This window comes from Providencia sp. PROV200, assembly GCF_049901995.1.
Lineage (GTDB): Bacteria > Pseudomonadota > Gammaproteobacteria > Enterobacterales > Enterobacteriaceae > Providencia > Providencia rettgeri_E.
The window spans coordinates 1,710,697-1,730,869 of sequence record NZ_CP096307.1 but is presented as its reverse complement, the minus strand read 5'-3'; the positions used below and the strand labels follow the sequence as shown (position 1 = coordinate 1,730,869).

The following is a 20,173-nucleotide window of genomic DNA, read 5'->3' as shown; positions in this document are numbered from 1 at the left end:
GGCAATTAATAAGTGAGTTATAAAAGAGAGTGGATATATAGCAATGATATTTGACTATATATCCACGAAAGAATTATATAAAACAATTATGCATTAGCTAATGCATCCTGTTTTTCAATACTCTGCGCTAATTGACATAATAATAAACAACAAGAAGTGGCCCCCGCATCTAATACCCCTCTTGAACGTTCACCAAGGCGGCTTGCACGACCAATTTTAGCCACTAAATCTACAGTGGAATCACGACCTGCAATAGCAGCGGCCTGCATCGCATCAAGCGCTTGTTTAAAGTTTCCCCCTGCTTTTGTCGCCTCTTCAAAAGCATTAACTGCGGGGATCAATGTATCCATCAAGCACTTATCACCCACTGTCGCACTGCTGATGTCTTGCAGCTCAGATAAACCATTTTTCAGCATATCGAGGAAATCTTGTTGTGATAGCGTATTTTTCCCTGAAATGCTGTCTGACATTCCCATAAAGAAACTGCCATAAAGTGGTCCCATTGAGCCGCCAATACCTTCCATCAAAGCATCAGAAATCTCTTCAAAGCCTTCACTGAGAGATAATTCACGGTCTGCGATTGCTTTCGCACATAAATTAAAACCTTTTGCCATATTGATGCCGTGGTCTCCATCCCCTATTGCGCCATCAATTTCACTGAGGTATTCACGGTTAGAAACAATAATGTTCACTAAATCAAGGGTAATTTCCTTGCCGTTGCCCGTTGAAATAACTTGCATAATTGTCTCCTTATTTAACCTGTGTTAAACCCAATGAATATGCAGGGACATCCATCAATGTTTTCAATTCATCATCCACTTTCATTAATGTCAGCGTGACCCCCATCATTTCTAGTGAGGTAAAATAGTTACCAACATAGTTACGAACAATCCGTACACCTTTCTCACTGAGTTGTTTTTCAACCTCTGCATAATAGATGTATAGCTCCATAACCGGTGTCGCACCTAGCCCTGAAACCAAGACGACCACTTCATCACCTTGTTTTGCCTGCATATCATCTAAAATTGGCGCTAACATGGTTTGTGCCATTTGCGCGGCAGATTGAATTGGCATGATTTCAATGCCTGGCTCGCCATGGTGGCCAATGCCTAGTTCCATCATCCCATCTTCAATATGGAAATTTGGATGACCCACAGCTGGAATAGTGCAAGACGTTAACCCAACACCAATAGAGTGGCAGTTATTAATCGCTTTTTGCGCTACATTAATCACACCGTCTAAATCATAGCCTTTGCTTGCTGCGGCAGAGCCCACTTTCCACATAAGAATTTCACCCGCAACACCACGGCGCTTTTCTTTTTCACTCGCAGGTGCTGAAGCAACGTCGTCGGTAGCAACCACGGTTTTGACTTGCATCCCCGCTTTTTCTGCCTTTTTCATCGCCATCTTGACGTTCATGTTATCACCCGCATAGTTACCATATAGACAGGCAACACCCGCACCGCTATCGGCTGCTTTAAACGCGTCTAAAAAAGCGCCCGCAGTGGGTGAGGAAAAAATTTCCCCAATGGCCACCGCATCTAGCATATTCTCGCCCACGTAGCCTAAAAACGCAGGTTCATGACCTGAACCACCACCAGTGACAATGCCCACTTTCCCTTGTATTGGTGCTTTTGGGTATTTTAGAACGCGCGCGTTATCAGTTTGTGCAAAATATTCAGGGTGCGCTTTCAAATACCCTTGAATTGCATCTTCAACAACGAGATCAGGTTCATTAATGATTCTATTCATAATTCCCTCATTTACTTATTTTCTGGTGTTAGCTGCATCTTTGCCGACTGTTCAAGTAATTCTTCCGGCACAGTAATAAATTTCATCAATATCGCACTAAATAGATAGAGCCCCGAGAAGATCCAAATTACGCCAAGTGCACCTACGCTACTAATAAAGAGCCCAACTAATGCAGGGCCAACAAAGGTACTTAAACCGGCTCCTAAATTAAGAACTGACATCGCCGCGCCTTTATTTTCAGGCGCTAAACTCGGCATGATGGCTGAAAGCGGTACGTATCCTGCGAGGCATGCGCCAAATAAGCCAGCAGCTATCATCATCAGGGTATAGCTGTGCCCAAAATAATAAGGCACATAGTAAAACATTAAGGTACAAACCATACAGCCTACGCAACCAAACCAAATCACAATGTTGCGCCAACCGATACGGTCGCTGACTACACCAAAGATCAGATTAAAAGCGATGTTCACTGTCCAAAGTGCCGCGTAGATATGTAACCACTCTGTACGAGAAAATCCAAAGTCAGCAAGAAACATTGGCATGAAGATCACAAAACCATACGCTGCTGAAGTATTAATGGTACGAACAATGCCGCCTAAACCAATTTTTGGGTTTTCAAACGCGATGGTGATCCCTTTAAATACATAGCTGAGCGAGACTTTTTCTTTCGGTGCATCTTGTGTATCTCCCGCTTTGTTGCGGTTAAGTGCGATAGCAATAAATGCCCCGATAGTGACAAAAATCAGTCCACTCCATAACGTTGCCATTTCACCTAAAACTGGCAACGCATAACTTGAATACATCACACCTAAAACACCGAGTCCGCCACTATAAACAAACCAGAAGATCCCGACTGCAGAGCCCAGTTTTTTAATTGGCGCCTCATAGGCCACCCAAACTAAGAAGCCGTAGGCAAACATTGGATAACCAAAACCACGCAGCGCATAGGTTGGGATCATGATAGACAGGCTGTTACTCGGTAAGCCAACAGACAAGAAAATAATCGAGCCAATGACAAACATCACAAAACCAAAAATCATCACACGACGGGCGGTATAAATTTCAGCCAACACACCGGACAACCACGCGGCGACAGCGGCAAAAAAACCATACACACTAAATAGTAATGATGATTCTTCAATACTCATTCCACGGCTAATTATAAAAGGTGACAGCCAGCCTTGTTCTAGGCCTTCTCCCATCATAAAGATCAGAACGCCAAAATAGCCAAGTAGTAACTTTGGTGAAAACCCCGTTACTTTAGACAGTTTATTGATTATCATATTGTTGACCTCAGTGCTTGTTCGCTGGGTTAGGACCTGAATAACAAGCCTTGGTAGGGTGACATTTATTCAGGTCCAATTTTTATCGTTATATTTTTAAATTCGTCTTTTTTTCAACCCACGACAGCTCTACAGGTTCGGGTCGAGAACCACTTTAATGTGCGGGTCGCCTTTCGCCATCATCGAAAAACCTTCCGCAAATTTATCTAAAGGTAAAATATCCGTCACAACCCCCTTGGTTGGGAAATCGCCATTACCAATGCCTTCAATCACTAATGGGTAGCAATATGGGCCAAGGTGAGAACCTAATAAATCCAGTTCTTTACGGTCACTGATGATGCTCCAGTCCACGGTCACTGGGTCTTTAAATACAGAAAACTCAACAAAAGTACCTAATTTACGGATCATCTTAAGGCCTTGCTCTACCGATTTAGGCGCCCCTGTCGCTTCAATGTAAATGTCACAGCCATAACCTTCAGTCATCTCTTTGACAATTTTGTCTACATCATCACGTTTAGGGTTTAATACGATATCAGCACCAAATTCTTTTGCTAATTCAAGGCGTTTATCGAATAAATCCAGAACGACTAACTTACCAGCACCGGATTTTTTAATAGCCCCAATCATACCGAGGCCTAATGTTCCCGCACCCGAAAGCACGACAACATCACCCAATTTGACATTCGCACGCTGCACGGCATGTAAAGAGCAGGCGTAAGGTTCAATCAAAATGGCATCTTCGATTGGCATCTCAACAGGCACATGGTAGTTGATAGCTTCTTTGGTAAATTTCATATATTGCGCCATGCCGCCATTAACGTTGTTTTGGAAGCCATACAAGTCATGTTTTTCACACATCCAGTATTCACCGCGTTTACAGAAGCGGCATTCCCAACAAGGTACGATTTGCTCAGAAATAACACGGTCACCTAATGCGAAACCTTCAACTTTTGAGCCAAAACCTACAACATGACCAATAAACTCATGACCTGGGATCATTGGTGCTTTAATATAAGCGGGTTGTTCCGCATCTCCCCAAAAACTAGGGGCACCTTCAAAAGCCTTCACATCACCCGCGCAGATACCACAAGCTTCTACGCGAACCAAAATCTCTTCTTCACTAATTTTAGGGACATCGACTGTTTCTAAACGGTAGTCTTTTGGTGCATAAGCAACCACGGCTTTCATTTTTTCTGGAATGCCCGCGCTCATCGTTGCTTTTGAATCACAGTGTTCACACATAGTTCTATCCTCGGCGGTTTGTAAAATGAACATAAGTTCAATGAAGATACAAATTAACCATACCTTCTTTTCTTCATCCTTGCCCATAGTGAGAGTGTCAAAGTGTGATTCAGTGCAAAAATTCTCATAAAATCGCCTTAAAACGACTATTTTTTACCTTTTCTGCAAAAAAAATTAAATTTGAAGCTGTAGATCACAGAATTCATCATCATAAAAATAAAAACATATGTTCAACTATTGATTATTTGTTCATAAGATCCTATTTTCTAAATAGTACATTTGATTGGTTTATGAACTTTTGTTCAACAATAAGGATCTCTATCATGCTATCTATTGCTATTGGCGCGGATGACGCTGCATTTGAAATGAAAGATTTGATTAAAGCTCACTTAGCAGAACTAAACATTGAAGTGACTGATTACTGTTTAAACACTGGGGTTGCAGACGAAATGTACCCTGATGTTGCCCATGCGGTTGCAACTGCTATCGTACAAGGCAAGCACCAGCGCGGTATTTTAATTTGTGGTACCGGAATTGGTATGTCCATAGTTGCCAATAAAGTCACAGGCATTCGAGCAGCACTGTGCCATGACACATACTCCGCTGAGCGGGCTCAGAAAAGTAATGACGCGCAAATAATTACCTTTGGTGCTCGTGTGATTGGCCCTGAACTGGCTAAAACCATTGTCGACACATGGCTGGCTTCCCATTATGAAGGAGGACGTTCGGCACCAAAAGTAGCTCGGATCAGTGAGTATGAAAATGGGGAACGTTAGTTTTACGTTAGGCGCTTTTACTTTGGGAGCTTTGTAATGTCCACTCAACCACAAAATAAATTAGCCAATGCCATTCGATTTCTTTCAATAGATGCGGTACAACAAGCCAATTCAGGCCACCCAGGCGCCCCTATGGGAATGGCCGATATTGCTGAAGTTCTTTGGCGAGATTATTTACAGCACAACCCTGCAGATCCGCACTGGCCTAACCGTGACCGCTTTGTCTTGTCAAACGGCCATGCGTCAATGCTGCTCTATAGCTTGCTTCATTTAACAGGCTATAATTTATCTATCGATGATTTAAAACAGTTCCGACAGCTCCATTCCAAAACACCGGGGCACCCCGAATTAGGCTATACCCCCGGAGTCGAAACCACGACAGGCCCTCTAGGCCAAGGCATTGCCAATGCGGTTGGCATGGCAATAGCAGAAAAGACGCTAGCCTCTACATTTAACCGCTCGGGGTTCCCTGTCGTCGACCACTATACCTACACTTTTTTAGGTGATGGCTGTTTAATGGAAGGGATCTCCCATGAAGTGTGCTCATTAGCGGGAACGTTAAAACTCAATAAGCTCATTGCGTTTTATGATGACAACCGCATTTCTATTGATGGAGATGTGGAAGGCTGGTTTACCGATAATACCGCAAAGCGTTTTGAAGCCTATGGCTGGCATGTAATTAGATCCATTGATGGGCATTCGCGCCCTGCGATTAAAGCGGCTATTGAACAAGCTCGCCAACAAACCGCGAAGCCCACACTTATTATCTGCAGAACCACGATTGGTTACGGATCCCCCAATAAAGCTGGTACGGCAGATTCTCATGGAGCTCCTCTCGGGCAAAATGAAATCGCACTGACTCGCCAACAACTCGGTTGGGAATACCCTCCTTTTGTGATCCCTGACGAAATATATCAACCTTGGAATGCCTTAGAGCGTGGTGCTGAACAGCAATTACGTTGGGAACAAGCATTACGAGAATACGCCAAACAATATCCTGAACTCGCCGAGCAACTAACTCTGCGGCTATCTAATCAACTTCCTGAAAAATTTACGGATATCATTGATAACTTTATTCAACAATTAAATGATAACCCTGCAACGATAGCGACACGTAAAGCCTCACAAAACACGTTAAATATTATTGGCCCTGTTTTACCTGAATTAATCGGTGGTTCCGCAGACTTAGCCCCAAGCAACCTGACCTGCTGGTCTGGGTCACTACCGATTAATGAACAACCTACAGGGAACTATATTCACTATGGTGTCAGAGAGTTTGGTATGACCGCCATTGCCAATGGCATTGCATTACATGGCGGTTTTCGCCCTTACACAGCGACCTTTTTGATGTTCTCGGAATATGCACAAAATGCCGTGAGAATGGCCGCATTAATGAAATTACCGCAAGTGCTTATTTATACCCATGATTCAATTGGCTTAGGTGAAGATGGCCCAACACATCAACCTGTTGAGCAACTTGTGTCACTACGTGCAACACCTAATTTGTCAGTATGGCGCCCTTGTTGCCAAGTAGAAACCGCCGTGGCTTGGAAGCAGGCTATCATTCATCAACAGAACCCAACCGCACTTGTGTTATCCCGTCAAAACCTAGTACAGCATTCGCGAACACCGGAACAGCTCGCCAATATCGCACGTGGTGGATATATTTTGCGCAGTAGTAGTGAAACCCCTGAATTACTCTTAATTGCCACTGGCTCTGAAATCACATTAGCGGTTGAAGCATGGAAGCTACTGACTGAACAAGGTTTTCATGTGAATGTCATTTCGATGCCATCAACAGATACCTTTGACCAACAACCTTTAGAGTACCAGCAGCGCGTGTTACCAAATCACATTCGCCATCGTATTGCTATCGAAGCCAGTATTAGTGATTACTGGCGTAAATATGTAGGAATTGATGGATTAGTTATGGGAATGAATAGCTTTGGGGAGTCAGCCCCTGCAAATGAATTATTTGAGCATTTTGGTTTCACCGTAGAAAAGCTTATTACTATGTCACACTCATTATTAAAACCTAATGGTTAATTGACCTAGCAATAATTAATATCTGTTATCCTACTTTGTAATTTTCTATTACAAGCCAAATAGTGACTATGTTATTTGGCTTATTTTTATTTAAAATAAAAATAAAGCAAATAGCACTCATATTCGCTTTATTTATTATTAATTTAATATCCTTATTGAATACTATAACCACCATCAATCACTAAATTATGCCCTGTGATCATGTCAGATGCGTCACTGGCCAAAAATAACGCACAGGCGGCAATTTCAGATGGTTCCGCAAAACGCCTAGCAGGAATTTTTCCTTTCATTTCATCACCTTTTTTACCTTCCCACGCTTTTTTACCCAGATCCGTCATGACAATCGTTGGTGAAATAGCGTTGGTTTGTATACCTTTTGGGCTCCACTCAAGTGCTAATACTTGGGTTAAACCAATAATCGCTGCTTTACTGGCACAATAGGCGGCATGTTGGTCTAAGGCAATCACCCCCGCTTGAGAAGCCATATTAATAATCTTCCCTTTTCCATTATTAATCATTGCATTACCTGCGGCCTGACAGACTAAAAAAGTCCCTTTTAAATTCACATTCATCGTTAAATCCCAATCTGATTCACTTAAGTTTTCAGCGGGAGCAAGCGCGACTATCCCTGCACTATTGACGACAATATCTAACGCACCATAATGTTCAATCACATTCTCCACCATCTGAGAAACGGCTGAAGAGTTCGTAATATCACATTGAATACCAATTGAATTCTTTAGTTTTTCCGCAATTTCTATCACTTTATCTGACTTGTCGATTAAGGCGACTTTAGCCCCTTTTTCAACATACAGTTGAGCAATCGCTAAGCCAATACCAGCAGCCCCCCCTGTAATTAATGCAACCTTACCATCAAGTGAAAAGTTGGTGCTATAGCCACTAAATTTTTTCATTTTAATTCCTTAATATCATGATGTAATATTTGGTATACTGATGAAATAAATATAAGGTTGTCTTAGGGAGACAACAAAATATTAAGCGCAGATTAAATTATTTGGTATTATTAATATAATAGTATCACTGGTTAAATTCTATATTATTCAGCTAAAAAAAAAGAGATATCTCTCAAATTAAATAATTTACTAAATTCTAAATGTACATATGTTCAAAATAATAATTCGAATGAATATTTGTATTTTATTTTACCTGTAAAAATTCGTCTAAAAACGCATTTACGTTCTAATATCTCGTTAAAAGTGTATTTTTCTTCCCCTATAATTTTCCTACTAATTGGCGCATAATATTAGTAGTTATATCTAAATTGATATTAAACAACATCAGCACTGAGTTATCGAGTAAGATGTTAAAATGAATCTCATTTGCACTAAATACTGCACACTTAATTTATAGGTTATTGATAATATGGAAGAAAGTAACTTGCTCTTACAACTTAATAACATTGGCTATCGCATTGAGCAAAAATTAATTCTTGATAATGTGCAGATTAACTTACAAGCAGGCGACTTTAAACTGATTACGGGGCCTTCCGGCTGTGGTAAAAGCACCTTATTAAAAATAATCGCCTCGTTAATTTCACCAACTCAAGGAACCATCAAGTTTCAAGGGAAAGATATCAATACCATCCTCCCAGAAACGTATCGTCAGCTGGTTTCATACTGTACCCAAACGCCTGCTTTGTTTGGGCAGACTGTGTATGACAACCTCGTTTTTCCGTATAAAATCAGAAAATTGTCATTTAACAAAGACAAAGTTATCAGTGATTTGCAGCAGTTTTCTCTACATGCTTCTATTTTAGAAAAAGGAATTAATGAACTTTCTGGGGGAGAAAAACAGCGTGTTTCTCTTATTAGGAACTTACAATTTCTTCCGCAAGTCTTACTATTAGATGAAATCACCAGTGCCCTAGATGAAGAAAACAAAATTATCGTGAATGAATTTATTCATCATTTAGCGATAGATAAAAAAATAGGCGTGTTATGGGTAACCCATGATCAAGATGAAATTGCTCATACTAATGAAATTATTACCCTTCCTGTTCATCATAACGAATCATAGGATATCACTGTGCACCAACCAACTATTTCCAATGAATCATTAACCTTTTCTATCCTGTTAGTCCTAGTGGCTATTTTTATTAGCCATAAAGAAAAACTGTCCCTTGAAAAAGATATTATCTGGAGTACGTGCCGCGCGATTATTCAACTATTGATCGCAGGCTATATTCTAACATACATATTTAGAGTGGATCACGAATTGCTCACGATTGCATTGGTGATGTTTATTTGCGTCAATGCCGCGTGGAACGCTAAGAAAAGAAGTAAATATATTGATAAAATTTATGTTACTGCATTAATTGCCATTACCTCTGGTACATTTCTTACATTGTTAATTCTGATATTAACCAATGCCATCGCGTTTACGCCTATGCAGGTCATTCCTATTACAGGTATGATCGCAGGTAATGCCATGATTGCAGTAGGATTATGCTTTAATAACCTCGGTCAACGGTTTTCAAGCCAGCAACAACAGATTCAAGAAATGTTAAGTTTGGGGGCAACCCCAAAAGTTGCTTCCGCCGCTATTATCCGTGACAGTATTCGTGCATCGTTGATCCCAACGGTGGATTCTGCAAAAACAGTGGGAATTGTTAGCCTTCCGGGGATGATGTCTGGCTTAATTTTTGCTGGAGTCGACCCATTACAAGCCGTTAAATACCAGATTATGGTGACTTTTATGCTGTTAGGCACGGCAAGCCTTTCAACCATATTAGCAGGTTATATGACCTATACAAAATTCTATAACCAACGCCACCAATTATTGGTTACAACACTGAATAAATAATGACCTTTCGCCGCTTATCAGTCAACAACGATAAGCGGCTCTCACTCAATATCACTCTTTAGCCACGCCGACAGGTAATACTTCGATTAACTGTGCTTGGTTATTTTCATTCTCTATCAACTTAAAAATATGGTTTAGCATCGTTGGCACATCTTGTTTGACCATTTCGATATCATTACCTAAAAGTGCAACAAAGGGATCCCAGTCAAAACAGCCTAAATGTGGTTGATGAGCGCCAATGTAGCCTTTTTTACCTAACCAATTAATAACCCCTTCTAATGAAATGGTTGAATTAATAAATAAACCGCATTTCACTATTCTCTGTGGGTCATCATTATTCTGTTCGAAAAACCGTGAAAGCGCTCTTTCCGCCTTTTCTGGTGCATAACCACAGGCCAAAATATTTTCTTGTGGAACTGTAATACCTTTTTCATTATGCGCATCAATAAACCCACGAATACGTTCACGCGTGTTATGGTCATGTTCACGACCACCAATAAAAATTAAGGCTTCATTTGTTGATAATTGAGACGTATTTTTGTCTAAAATGCGTTGAGTTAAATTTTTTGCACCAATATAGTTGTCTGAAATAACCGAAGGCGCCAACGAGCCTGGTAAGTCTAAATTCAAGGTTGAAACCCCCGAAGCTTGGCAAAGTTCGGTGATTTTATCTGGATTGGTTGCACCCGTTGAAATCAACCAATCCACTTGATAAGAGATCATTGCGCGCGCCGCTTCTATTTCTAACTCAGGGTCACGTCGCGTGCAGGTAATGATTGGGAACAAGCCTCTTTCACGCGCCATTTCTTCAAAATGTTCGACAATAGAGCCAAAGTAGCGGTTGTCATATTTCGGGACTAACATGCCGATTATTTTCGATTTATTACTGCGCAACAAGCTGGCTTGCTTATTGACCGCATAATTTTGTTCTTCGGCGATGCGGATCACTTTTTCAGCAAGCTGTGCGCTAATTCGCCTTTTTTGCCAATTACCATTAAGTATTGCACTCACTGCACTCGCTGAAACCCCGGCTAATTCAGCAAGGTCATAGATCGTTGTTTTCTTATTTTGTCTGATCTTTGTCACAGATTCTCATCTCCATTTTTTACTAGCTTGACACCAAAGTCGAAAAGTCGCAATACTGCTACATCGATTGAGCAACATTGAAATTGATGACACATGAGTTGATATACTGCAAAATAAAGACTATCAACCATCCCATGTAGCCACCTATCCATCCCTGTGACTCATTGCTGTTTCATTAATTTCAGGCGCTTTTTATTCTTACATTTCGCTAAAATATCCGATTGGAGTAAATTATGGCCATTTCTATTGAGAACAAAGTCGCAGCAATTACCGGAGCTGCTTCCGGTATCGGTCTTGAATGTGCCCGCACACTCATCAAAGCAGGTGCAAAAGTCGTTTTAATTGACCGTGCAGAAGAGCGATTAAACCAGCTTGTTGAAGAATTAGGTGAAAACGCGATCCCGTTAGTTGTCGACTTAATGAAACCAGAACAAGTTGATGGCATGTTAGATGCCATCTTACAAAAAGCTGGCCGTTTAGATATTTTCCATGCTAATGCCGGTGCCTATATTGGTGGCCCTGTTGCTGAGGGTGACCCTGATGTGTGGGATAATGTCTTAAATTTAAACATTAATGCCGCTTTCCGCTGTGTTCGCACGGTGTTACCTCATTTTATTGCCCAAAAATCCGGTGATGTATTATTCACCAGCTCAATTGCGGGTGTTGTCCCTGTGATCTGGGAACCGATTTACACCGCATCAAAATTTGCTGTCCAAGCCTTCGTCCATTCCACACGCCGTCAGGTTTCGGAACATGGTGTCCGTGTTGGTGCAGTATTACCCGGCCCAGTGGTTACTGCATTACTTGATGATTGGCCGAAAGAAAAAATGGAAGAAGCCTTAGCAAATGGTAGCTTAATGCAACCGATTGAAGTCGCTGAAGCGGTATTATTTATGTTAACCCGCCCACGCAATGTCACTATTCGTGACCTTGTTATTGTACCGAACAGTGTTGATCTCTAACTTGTCATCTCGCAATTCATTGCAGTTAGCACCTTGGAGGAAAAATGAATAATTCACATGCACAAATAAAAAATAACGATAAAGTCGTTATTGGTATCGATGTCGGCACAGGCAGTGCTCGCGCAGGTGTCTTTGATATGTCTGGCAAGATGTTAGCGTCTGCCAAGCGTGATATTACATTGTTTCGTGATAACGCCAATTTTGCAGAGCAATCAAGTAACGAAATTTGGGAAGCGGTTTGTTATAGTGTCAAACAAGCGATGGCATTATCAAAAGCACAACCACAACAAGTGGCGGGTATTGGCTTTGATGCAACCTGCTCACTGGTTGTCATTGGAGCAGATAAACAGCCGATTACGATTAGCCCATCAAATGATCCTGAACGCAATATTATTGTGTGGATGGATCACCGTGCAACTGAACAAGCAGAACGGATTAATCAATTAAAACACCCTGTTTTAAACTATGTTGGCGGTAAAATTTCGCCTGAAATGGAAACGCCTAAAATTCTATGGCTAAAAGAAAATTTACGTCAATCCTATGATAATGCATGGCAATTTTTTGATTTAGCCGATTTTTTGACATGGAAATCAACTGATTCTTTAGCTCGTTCAACTTGCACTGTCACCTGCAAGTGGACATATCTTGCCCATGAAAAACGTTGGGATGCGAGCTACTTTCAACAGATTGGCTTATCTGAATTAGCAGATGAAAATTTCGCACGTATTGGTCAACTTATTGTGGAACCTGGAACGCCGTGTGGTGAAGGCTTAACTGAAGCCGCGGCCCAACAAATGGGCTTACTAGCAGGAACTCCTGTCGCCGCTGGTATGATAGATGCTCACGCTGGTGGTATTGGTACTGTTGGCGTTAATGGCGATGCAACCGCCAATATAGCATATGTATTTGGTACGTCTTCATGCACAATGACAACCACCAAAGAGCCCATCTTTATACCGGGGGTATGGGGGCCTTACTTTAGTGCAATGGTACCCGGCATGTGGCTAAATGAAGGTGGACAAAGTGCGGCTGGCGCTGCAATTGACCAGCTACTTTCTTTGCACCCCGCTTCAGCACAAGCAGAACTCACGGCAAAAGAACAAGGTAAACCTTTGCCTGTTATGTTAGCGGATTTAGTATTAGAAAAAGCATCTTCACCATCACAGTCTGTTGAACTAGCTGAAAAAATACACGTGGTTCCTGAGTTTTTAGGGAATCGAGCACCTTTTGCTGACCCTCATGCCAGAGCCGTCATCGCTGGTTTAACCATGGATAACAGCCTAGAAAATTTACTTTCTTTCTATGTTGCTGGTGTGTGTGGGATCGGCTATGGATTACGACAAATCATTGAAGCACAGGCAAAATCTGGCGCTGAGATTGACAATATTGCTATCAGTGGCGGTGCAGGCCAACACCCATTAATCCGCCAGCTACTTGCTGATGCGTGTGGCGTCCCAGTGATTTCAACACAAGCCAGTGAGCCCGTATTGCTTGGCTCTGCTATCCTTGGTGCAGTTGCAGGGAAAGCCTGTGCGGATGTCGCGCAAGCCATGGACCAATTTAGTGCGATTGACTTAACCTACCAAGCCAATAAAGCTTATAAAAGTCGCCATGATACAAGATTCGCCTCTTTCTTGCATTTGCAGCAATGTGCTAGAGAATTAAAAGGTTAATCACGTTGATACAAGACTCAGGTAATATTTAAACTAAAGAAAGCCGTAAATCGGCTTTCTTTATTAGAATTCGTTTTGCTTATCGAGTTTTATTTAATAGAAAAACCTGTGTTATAACTCACTTTTAGAAACAATATCTTGTCCATAGCGAATCGACCATTTCCTTTGGTACCAAATCGTAATCACCTTCAACCATTGGAATAGACAAGGAAACCTTTCCTTGTTTATCACTGTATGCTTTCACTATAAATTTTTTATAGCCTTCTAACCTTGCATTCTTAATTCGAAACACTTCGCCACATACATAACCTAAATCCCCTTTATCCGTAGTTTGGCGAATAAAATTATATTTCACATTTTTAAATGCAGCAGATTCTGGGTAAGATAAATAGTCTTCAACACTACTCTTTGCCAATTTCACAAGATCAGGTGTAGGGGCGTAGTTCAATGTTACGCCTAAAATAAAAGAACCCCCGGTTAACAACAAAATTGTGAGCAACTTTATGATATTCATATTCTTAAGCTCTCATTTACTCAATAACATACCAATTGACCAAAATGACCTAATAGTCCAGCCCAAAAATAGACCTAAGTAATTACCCTTGGTTGGTTGTAAGTAAATAATAATTATTTTAATAATTGCTAGCCCTATCTATATAAGAATACCTTATAAGACAGCTTATTTATCTCTAATTACCATAACCAATAACCACCACTAACAGAGAAAAAATACAATTAAATTTATATAGTCATCCTTATTTACCCTTCATTTCACTCACTGAGTGAGTAAACATGTCAATATTAAACCAAGAATATAAATAGTACTTAAAACATTAACTGTTTCAATTTTAATTTTTAAACTAAAAAATTTTTTTCCACTAAAAACCGAAAACAATAATAAGATTTAATTGTTCATCATAACTTAACAAAAAAAAACAAAAACATGTAATAAAACAATTCAATTTAATAATAATCATGTCTAAATATTATTTAACTCATTTGATGCACGTTTTAACTCAATTTAGGCGTAAATTTAAATTAATTAATAATATATTCCTTATTTTAAAATAATTCCTCATTCGACTACTTCAACTCAACCAAACAAGAAAATACTTAAAATTCAATTCAATATAAAAAACATTGATTTATATTATATCTCCCCTCTCCCTTTTAACGTGCGATTATCTTGTGTCTCTTTTTTTAGAGAAAATTAACCAAATCACAGTTTTAACTTAAGCACAATAAACCGCAATCACTTGATTAATAAGATTAAAATTAAATCCAATTTAATTAACAGAATGTTTGTTTTTTGATAAAAAAAGGTTAACGACAGTCACCTAACACAAAAAACATTAGAATATTTAACAATATCTATATAGTAATTTGTCATTAGATTTCTCTATATACCTACTTTTATCCAATTTTCGATATATCCAACCAATGCAAATTACGGATTATTCCTAGGGAAAATTACTTCTTTTAGCCAATATATAAAATTATCCGACTAAATTTGACAAAATAATTTTTCCATCTCATGTAGCATTGCTTCCCAAAGAAAAGGGTAAACCATGACAAATATTCAATTACTATTACTTGCAACTAATAACATCAAAAATAACACCGAGTTAAGCCACTCTCAGGAATCTTATGTATACCAATTTTACTATACTAATATCGTCGGTCATTTCGATAGCATACAAAGTTTTCTTACCGTTTTTAAACAGCAAATGAGTGCGACATTAGATACATCACAACAATTGACTGAACAGCACCAAAAAATATATTCAACAGTTGAGTATTATTTAGGCATAGCTGAAAAACGCTATATTGAAAGGAAAAAAATACTAGCCAATTAACTTATCATTACAGTTGGAAAGGCCTTCAAACTAAATGAGGCCTTTTATCAAAAATTTTTCTGTTAAGTGTTTATTGCTCTTGTAGCTCTAATTCCGCAATTATAGGTAGGTGGTCACTAACATTAGATCATTGAAACTCTTTACTATCCGTTGGAATTTCCATTTTTTTCACATCCCAAACTTGGCCTTTAAATGTAAAAATATGGTCAATATCAATGGCTGGGTTCACAGCTGGCCAACTACGATAATCAACACCTTTTAACTCAACTGGGTTCCACATATAACGAATTTCTTGGATAGGCTGTTCATTAGCTGTTGAATTAAAATCTCCCGCTAATATTTTTATTGAGGCTGCAATATTATCAAATCCCGTATCCGTATCCCCAATACTCGCATCTAAAATATGACGAACCTGCCCAATGCGAATGGTTGGATCTTTCTGCCAATCAAGGTGTGTACCCATTACAATAATTGGCGTATCGAAGCCTGGTTTTGATATCTGAGATATTAATACAACACGTTGCTCTGCATCACCAGAGGGTAAATTAATCACTTTAGATTTATCGATTTTATATTTCGATAAAATTCCGACACCATATTGCCCCCCATCAAAATCCAAAGCCTTACCAAAAACAAAATCCATCTTATTGGCTTTAGCTATTTCTTCTAGCTGGTGAACTTTTTTACTGCGGGTTGTTTTGTTATCAACTTCAGTTAAAACAATCACATCTGCATCTATTTTTGCAATCGCTGTATTCAGTCCATCAAAATTACTGACATCTGATGCCAACTCATTTTTACCAATGTTATAAGTGGCTACTTTAATGGTAGGTTTGTCTGAAATATAAACTTTATTCGGTGTTCCCCCGTCCTGCACCTTCAGAATTTCAGAACCCGTCATCGTTGCCATTGCACCACAAGAAACTAAAATTGCGCCAGAAATAGCTATTTTCAGTAATTTCATTATTTTCCCCTGTTAATGTCCAATATGACAAAATAATGCAAGTATCAAATGAAATTCTAGCTAACCTGAATTCATCAACTTGCAGTTTTCATACATTAACAGAGAATAAAAAAGATATAGTGACCAAACCGACAATCTTATTTTGAGAGAAAAAAAAACCATTTTTAACCATCAAAGTAGTGAGTTACCACACCATTAGGCGCTAAAGATAAGCAAAATATTCAAAAAAAATGTGACCAATATAAAAATTAAATTTTATGCACTTTGTCTTGCTTCAAATTTATAAGGGAAAACAACACCTTCTTTACGTTCGATAAAATCACAATCGGCATCAGCAAGCCATTTTTGTAATCTTTTCGCTGTCTCTCGAGCCATTTTACTGTAATCAATCCGTACTGAAGTCAGTGATGGATGGATATGATCACAATTAGAAGAACCTTCGACGCAAGCAATCGCTAACATTTTAGGTATCTGAATTAAACGCCTCTGGCACTCAAAAATGACACCAAGTGCAATCATTTCATGGCTACAAATCACAGCTTCGAGTTCTGGTTGACGGGTCAACATCTCACTAATTGCCTGACGACCAAAATCCATCGTTGCCACATACGGAGTTGTAATACTTTGGTCTGCACTTTGGTTATACGTCAGCATCGCTCGGTTCCAGCCACTGAGTTGCTGACTTTGCATTTTGCTGTCCATTTGAGCACCAATATAGCCTATCTTCTTATATCCTTTTTGTAACATATAGTTGGTTAAAAAGCTGACAGCATCTCCAACATTGCTTTTGATGTTCAACGTGACTGGATGATTGGACTCCCCTGCAACACTGACAACTGGAATATCTAAATTTTTTAGATAATTAAGCACATTTTCTGAATTTATCGCCCCAAAAATGATCAAGGCAGCCGGGGTGCTCTGCAACAGTGTCGATAAGACTTCAGACTCTTTTTTCTGCTGGTAATCATGACTACCAATAACAACTTGATAACTATTTTTGTTCAGAGCTTCCTGTAAAGATTGCAGAAAAACTGAACTAGCATGATCACGCAAAGACGGAATTAAAACAGCAACTGTACGGCTTTGACCTGAAGCTAAAATACCTGCCGCAGAATTAGGTATATAACCAAGCTCTTCAACTGCAGCATTAATTTTTTCTCGTAGCTTATCAGATACTAATTCAGGTGTACGCAAAGCCCTAGATACCGTCATGGATCCAACACCTGCGTATTTTGCGACATCCTGCAATGTGACTCGCCCTGTATTTTTTCTTTTTCGTAATTTTTGCATGTAATACTTTTACTTAGCCTAAGCTGATTATTAACCCTAAGATACGCGGATCTTTGGTAACCATTGTCCCTGTATTTTTACTTTTTATCGTTTTTTCAATTAAATACACTAAAAGATAGCCAATATCATTATATTAGATCTAAAAAACAGTAAAAAACGCCAACTCAATTAACTTACCACAGGTTGAATTTGTTAATCAGCCGACAAGTGTACTCATTTCATATTTGTTCGCTATATTTTCTCAAAATGATAGCGCTATCACGAAAATGAAAGATTCAACTAGATAGCGCTACCATAGAGCACTACTATTCATTCAACCATTACAAAGATAATAATTTCACTCTACCAGGAGCAACCCAATGCTAACGACATTACTGGCCCCTAGCGTCATTCAAGTTGTTGACAGTGCCAGTGATTGGCAAGAAGCGATAAAAATCGCCTGTAATCCATTAATTAATAATAAATTCATCGAACCGAGATATATTGATGCAATAATTCAATCACACGAAAAAATCGGCCCTTATTATGTATTAGGCCCCGGTATTGCCATGCCTCACGCGCGCCCAGAAGACGGAGTAAACCAATTATCTCTTGGACTAACCGTTATCAAGCAAGGTGTTGAATTTGGTTCCGAAGGCAATGACCCAATCCGGTTGTTAATTGTATTGGCAGCAACTGATAGCAATAGCCATATTGGTGCTATCGCAAAATTAGCTGAACTATTTGATAACCAAGAAGATGTAGATAACATCATGCAATCAGAAAACGTCGATGACATTCTAAAAATCATCGCTAAATACGAATAAACTCAATATTAAGGTAAACATTATGAAAATTACTGTTGTTTGTGGGAATGGTTTAGGTACCAGTCTGATGATGGAAATGAGCATCAAAAATATCTTGAAAGATTTACAAGTTAGCGCTGATGTTGACCATGTCGATTTAGGATCAGCAAAAGGCACTGTGAGTGACATCTTTGTTGGGACAAGCGATATTGCAGAACAATTAGTTGCACAACAAGTTGGTGGCGAAATCGTTGCTCTCGAAAATATGATTGATAAAGTAGCAATGAAAGAACGCCTGACTGTTGCTTTACAAAAACTTGGTGCAATGTAAGCGGAGGCACTATGTCATTTTTTCGTTTTCTGATGCAGGATGTTTTATCTGAGCCAGCCATTCTTGTGGGTTTAATCGCACTTATTGGTTTGATCGCGCAGAAAAAACCAGTAACTGAATGTATTAAAGGCACCATCAAAACCATCATGGGTTTTGTGATCTTAGGTGCTGGTGCGGGATTAGTTGTCAGCTCGTTAGGTGATTTTTCAGCTATTTTCCAACATGCTTTTGGTATTAATGGTGTGGTACCAAATAACGAAGCTATTGTTTCTATTGCACAAAAAAGCTTCGGCCGTGAAATGGCAATGATTATGTTTTTTGCGATGCTAATCAATATTTTGATTGCTCGTTTAACCCCATGGAAATTTATTTTCCTCACAGGTCATCATACTTTATTCATGTCCATGATGATTGCGGTTATCTTAGCTACTGCAGGAATGGAAGGTACACTGTTAGTGACTGTTGGCTCACTGATTGTTGGTTTTTGTATGGTGTTTTTCCCTGCCATTGCCCACCCTTACATGAAAAAAGTGACGGGTTCAGATGATGTTGCGATTGGCCATTTTTCAACAATTTCGTATGTCCTAGCGGGCTTCATCGGCAGCAAATTCGGTAATAAAGAACATTCAACAGAAGACATGAATGTCCCGAAGAGCCTGCTATTTCTAAGAGATACACCTGTCGCTATCTCTTTCACCATGTTCATTATTTTTATCATCACATGCTTGTTTGCAGGCGGTGACTTCGTTCGTGAAGTCAGTGGTGGTAAGAATTGGTTCATGTTCTCATTAATGCAATCTATTACATTTGCTGCGGGCGTATACATTATTCTGCAAGGTGTGCGTATGGTTATTGCAGAAATCGTCCCTGCATTTAAAGGTATTTCTGACAAATTAGTCCCTAACGCAAAACCTGCTTTAGACTGCCCAGTGGTCTTCCCATATGCACCAAACGCAGTATTAGTCGGATTTTTAAGTAGTTTTGCTGCGGGTGTTTTGGGAATGTTCGTTCTATATGCATTAAATATGACGGTTATTATTCCAGGCGTTGTCCCCCATTTCTTCGTAGGTGCAGCTGCGGGTGTGTTTGGTAACGCAACAGGCGGTCGTCGTGGCGCTATCTTGGGTGCATTCGCTCAAGGACTATTGATTACCTTCCTACCCGTATTCCTGTTACCTGTTCTTGGGGATATTGGTATTGCTAATACTACATTCAGTGACGCTGACTTTGGCGCAATCGGAATTTTATTAGGCATTATCGTCCGCTAAAACAGAACTCCCCATGGCAAATTTGCTAGCGGGGAG

General features: G+C 39.7%; 19 protein-coding genes. 10 read left to right on the top strand and 9 right to left on the bottom strand.

From position 1 onward, the window contains the following. Window positions 1-86: 86 nt before the first annotated feature. The 4 genes from dhaL to M1E86_RS07910 form a co-directional block, all read right to left on the bottom strand. Complete coding sequence (gene dhaL / locus M1E86_RS07925) at window positions 87-740, bottom strand: dihydroxyacetone kinase subunit DhaL (RefSeq protein WP_213913288.1); 654 nt, start codon at window positions 738-740, stop codon at window positions 87-89. A gap of 10 nt (window positions 741-750) precedes the next feature. Next, on the bottom strand, window positions 751-1,752 hold the full coding sequence (locus M1E86_RS07920) for a dihydroxyacetone kinase subunit DhaK (protein ID WP_213913289.1): 1,002 nt from the start codon (window positions 1,750-1,752) through the stop codon (window positions 751-753). Between the two features lie 11 nt (window positions 1,753-1,763). Then, a complete protein-coding gene (locus M1E86_RS07915) occupies window positions 1,764-3,035 on the bottom strand; it encodes an MFS transporter (protein WP_125890910.1) in 1,272 nt (423 codons plus the stop codon). A gap of 129 nt (window positions 3,036-3,164) precedes the next feature. Beyond that, window positions 3,165-4,277 carry an MDR/zinc-dependent alcohol dehydrogenase-like family protein gene (locus tag M1E86_RS07910; protein WP_004910265.1) on the bottom strand — a complete coding sequence of 371 codons (1,113 nt, stop codon included), beginning with the start codon at window positions 4,275-4,277 and terminating at the stop codon, window positions 3,165-3,167. 323 nt (window positions 4,278-4,600) lie between these two features. Here M1E86_RS07910 and rpiB point away from each other — a divergent pair, with 323 nt between their 5' ends. Together rpiB and tkt are read left to right on the top strand one after the other, a co-directional pair. Next, window positions 4,601-5,053 (top strand): ribose 5-phosphate isomerase B, encoded by a 453-nt coding sequence (gene rpiB / locus M1E86_RS07905; protein WP_004263541.1) that lies wholly within the window; start codon window positions 4,601-4,603, stop codon window positions 5,051-5,053. 36 nt (window positions 5,054-5,089) lie between these two features. Beyond that, complete coding sequence (gene tkt, locus M1E86_RS07900; protein ID WP_125890909.1) at window positions 5,090-7,099, top strand: transketolase; 2,010 nt, start codon at window positions 5,090-5,092, stop codon at window positions 7,097-7,099. 152 nt (window positions 7,100-7,251) lie between these two features. Here tkt and M1E86_RS07895 read toward each other — a convergent pair whose 3' ends face one another. Continuing rightward, the gene (locus M1E86_RS07895; RefSeq protein ID WP_213913290.1) at window positions 7,252-8,013 is read right to left on the bottom strand and encodes an SDR family oxidoreductase; all 762 of its coding nucleotides are present in this window, start codon (window positions 8,011-8,013) and stop codon (window positions 7,252-7,254) included. Between the two features lie 469 nt (window positions 8,014-8,482). On the opposite strand from M1E86_RS07895, the gene fetA reads away from it, so the two are divergent. Then, entirely contained in the window at window positions 8,483-9,136 is a 654-nt protein-coding gene (fetA, locus tag M1E86_RS07890; protein WP_125890907.1) for an iron efflux ABC transporter ATP-binding subunit FetA, read from the top strand. 9 nt (window positions 9,137-9,145) lie between these two features. Continuing rightward, a complete protein-coding gene (fetB, locus tag M1E86_RS07885; protein WP_125890906.1) occupies window positions 9,146-9,922 on the top strand; it encodes an iron efflux ABC transporter permease subunit FetB in 777 nt (258 codons plus the stop codon). A 51-nt stretch (window positions 9,923-9,973) separates the two neighbouring features. Here fetB and M1E86_RS07880 read toward each other — a convergent pair whose 3' ends face one another. Further along, complete coding sequence (locus M1E86_RS07880) at window positions 9,974-11,008, bottom strand: LacI family DNA-binding transcriptional regulator (protein ID WP_213913291.1); 1,035 nt, start codon at window positions 11,006-11,008, stop codon at window positions 9,974-9,976. 233 nt (window positions 11,009-11,241) lie between these two features. On the opposite strand from M1E86_RS07880, the gene M1E86_RS07875 reads away from it, so the two are divergent. Both M1E86_RS07875 and M1E86_RS07870 read left to right on the top strand, forming a co-directional pair. Then, window positions 11,242-11,970, top strand: a complete 729-nt coding sequence (locus tag M1E86_RS07875; protein WP_213913292.1) for an SDR family oxidoreductase — start codon at window positions 11,242-11,244, stop codon at window positions 11,968-11,970. 65 nt (window positions 11,971-12,035) lie between these two features. Next, window positions 12,036-13,643: an FGGY-family carbohydrate kinase gene (locus M1E86_RS07870; protein ID WP_319861819.1), complete on the top strand. Its 1,608-nt coding sequence runs from the start codon at window positions 12,036-12,038 to the stop codon at window positions 13,641-13,643. A 124-nt stretch (window positions 13,644-13,767) separates the two neighbouring features. Here M1E86_RS07870 and M1E86_RS07865 read toward each other — a convergent pair whose 3' ends face one another. Beyond that, entirely contained in the window at window positions 13,768-14,157 is a 390-nt protein-coding gene (locus tag M1E86_RS07865; RefSeq protein ID WP_213913294.1) for a hypothetical protein, read from the bottom strand. Between the two features lie 1,054 nt (window positions 14,158-15,211). On the opposite strand from M1E86_RS07865, the gene M1E86_RS07860 reads away from it, so the two are divergent. Next, window positions 15,212-15,499: a hypothetical protein gene (locus tag M1E86_RS07860; protein WP_125890901.1), complete on the top strand. Its 288-nt coding sequence runs from the start codon at window positions 15,212-15,214 to the stop codon at window positions 15,497-15,499. Window positions 15,500-15,626: 127 nt separating this feature from the next. Here the strand turns inward: M1E86_RS07860 and M1E86_RS07855 are convergent, their stop codons facing one another. Continuing rightward, on the bottom strand, window positions 15,627-16,463 hold the full coding sequence (locus M1E86_RS07855) for an endonuclease/exonuclease/phosphatase family protein (protein WP_426099331.1): 837 nt from the start codon (window positions 16,461-16,463) through the stop codon (window positions 15,627-15,629). A gap of 255 nt (window positions 16,464-16,718) precedes the next feature. Next, on the bottom strand, window positions 16,719-17,753 hold the full coding sequence (locus M1E86_RS07850) for a LacI family DNA-binding transcriptional regulator (RefSeq protein WP_125890899.1): 1,035 nt from the start codon (window positions 17,751-17,753) through the stop codon (window positions 16,719-16,721). A 359-nt stretch (window positions 17,754-18,112) separates the two neighbouring features. Between M1E86_RS07850 and M1E86_RS07845 the strand changes: the two genes are divergently transcribed. From M1E86_RS07845 to M1E86_RS07835, 3 genes are read left to right on the top strand one after another with little or no spacing between them, the layout of a single operon-like run. Continuing rightward, a complete protein-coding gene (locus tag M1E86_RS07845) occupies window positions 18,113-18,559 on the top strand; it encodes a PTS sugar transporter subunit IIA (RefSeq protein WP_213913296.1) in 447 nt (148 codons plus the stop codon). A gap of 22 nt (window positions 18,560-18,581) precedes the next feature. Next, window positions 18,582-18,869: a PTS sugar transporter subunit IIB gene (locus tag M1E86_RS07840; protein ID WP_004910231.1), complete on the top strand. Its 288-nt coding sequence runs from the start codon at window positions 18,582-18,584 to the stop codon at window positions 18,867-18,869. Window positions 18,870-18,880: 11 nt separating this feature from the next. After that, entirely contained in the window at window positions 18,881-20,137 is a 1,257-nt protein-coding gene (locus M1E86_RS07835) for a PTS ascorbate transporter subunit IIC (protein WP_036958647.1), read from the top strand. The last annotated feature ends 36 nt before the right edge of the window (window positions 20,138-20,173 follow it).

Coding starts and splice junctions, on each gene's coding strand:
- fetA (WP_125890907.1), top strand. CDS start 8,483: ATGGAAGAAAGTAACTTGCTCTTACAACTTAATAACATTGGCTATCGC.
- M1E86_RS07915 (WP_125890910.1), bottom strand. CDS start 3,035: ATGATAATCAATAAACTGTCTAAAGTAACGGGGTTTTCACCAAAGTTA.
- M1E86_RS07835 (WP_036958647.1), top strand. CDS start 18,881: ATGTCATTTTTTCGTTTTCTGATGCAGGATGTTTTATCTGAGCCAGCC.
- M1E86_RS07850 (WP_125890899.1), bottom strand. CDS start 17,753: ATGCAAAAATTACGAAAAAGAAAAAATACAGGGCGAGTCACATTGCAG.
- M1E86_RS07840 (WP_004910231.1), top strand. CDS start 18,582: ATGAAAATTACTGTTGTTTGTGGGAATGGTTTAGGTACCAGTCTGATG.
- M1E86_RS07895 (WP_213913290.1), bottom strand. CDS start 8,013: ATGAAAAAATTTAGTGGCTATAGCACCAACTTTTCACTTGATGGTAAG.
- M1E86_RS07845 (WP_213913296.1), top strand. CDS start 18,113: ATGCTAACGACATTACTGGCCCCTAGCGTCATTCAAGTTGTTGACAGT.
- M1E86_RS07910 (WP_004910265.1), bottom strand. CDS start 4,277: ATGTGTGAACACTGTGATTCAAAAGCAACGATGAGCGCGGGCATTCCA.
- M1E86_RS07875 (WP_213913292.1), top strand. CDS start 11,242: ATGGCCATTTCTATTGAGAACAAAGTCGCAGCAATTACCGGAGCTGCT.
- M1E86_RS07920 (WP_213913289.1), bottom strand. CDS start 1,752: ATGAATAGAATCATTAATGAACCTGATCTCGTTGTTGAAGATGCAATT.
- rpiB (WP_004263541.1), top strand. CDS start 4,601: ATGCTATCTATTGCTATTGGCGCGGATGACGCTGCATTTGAAATGAAA.
- M1E86_RS07860 (WP_125890901.1), top strand. CDS start 15,212: ATGACAAATATTCAATTACTATTACTTGCAACTAATAACATCAAAAAT.
- M1E86_RS07855 (WP_426099331.1), bottom strand. CDS start 16,463: ATGAAATTACTGAAAATAGCTATTTCTGGCGCAATTTTAGTTTCTTGT.
- M1E86_RS07865 (WP_213913294.1), bottom strand. CDS start 14,157: ATGAATATCATAAAGTTGCTCACAATTTTGTTGTTAACCGGGGGTTCT.
- tkt (WP_125890909.1), top strand. CDS start 5,090: ATGTCCACTCAACCACAAAATAAATTAGCCAATGCCATTCGATTTCTT.
- dhaL (WP_213913288.1), bottom strand. CDS start 740: ATGCAAGTTATTTCAACGGGCAACGGCAAGGAAATTACCCTTGATTTA.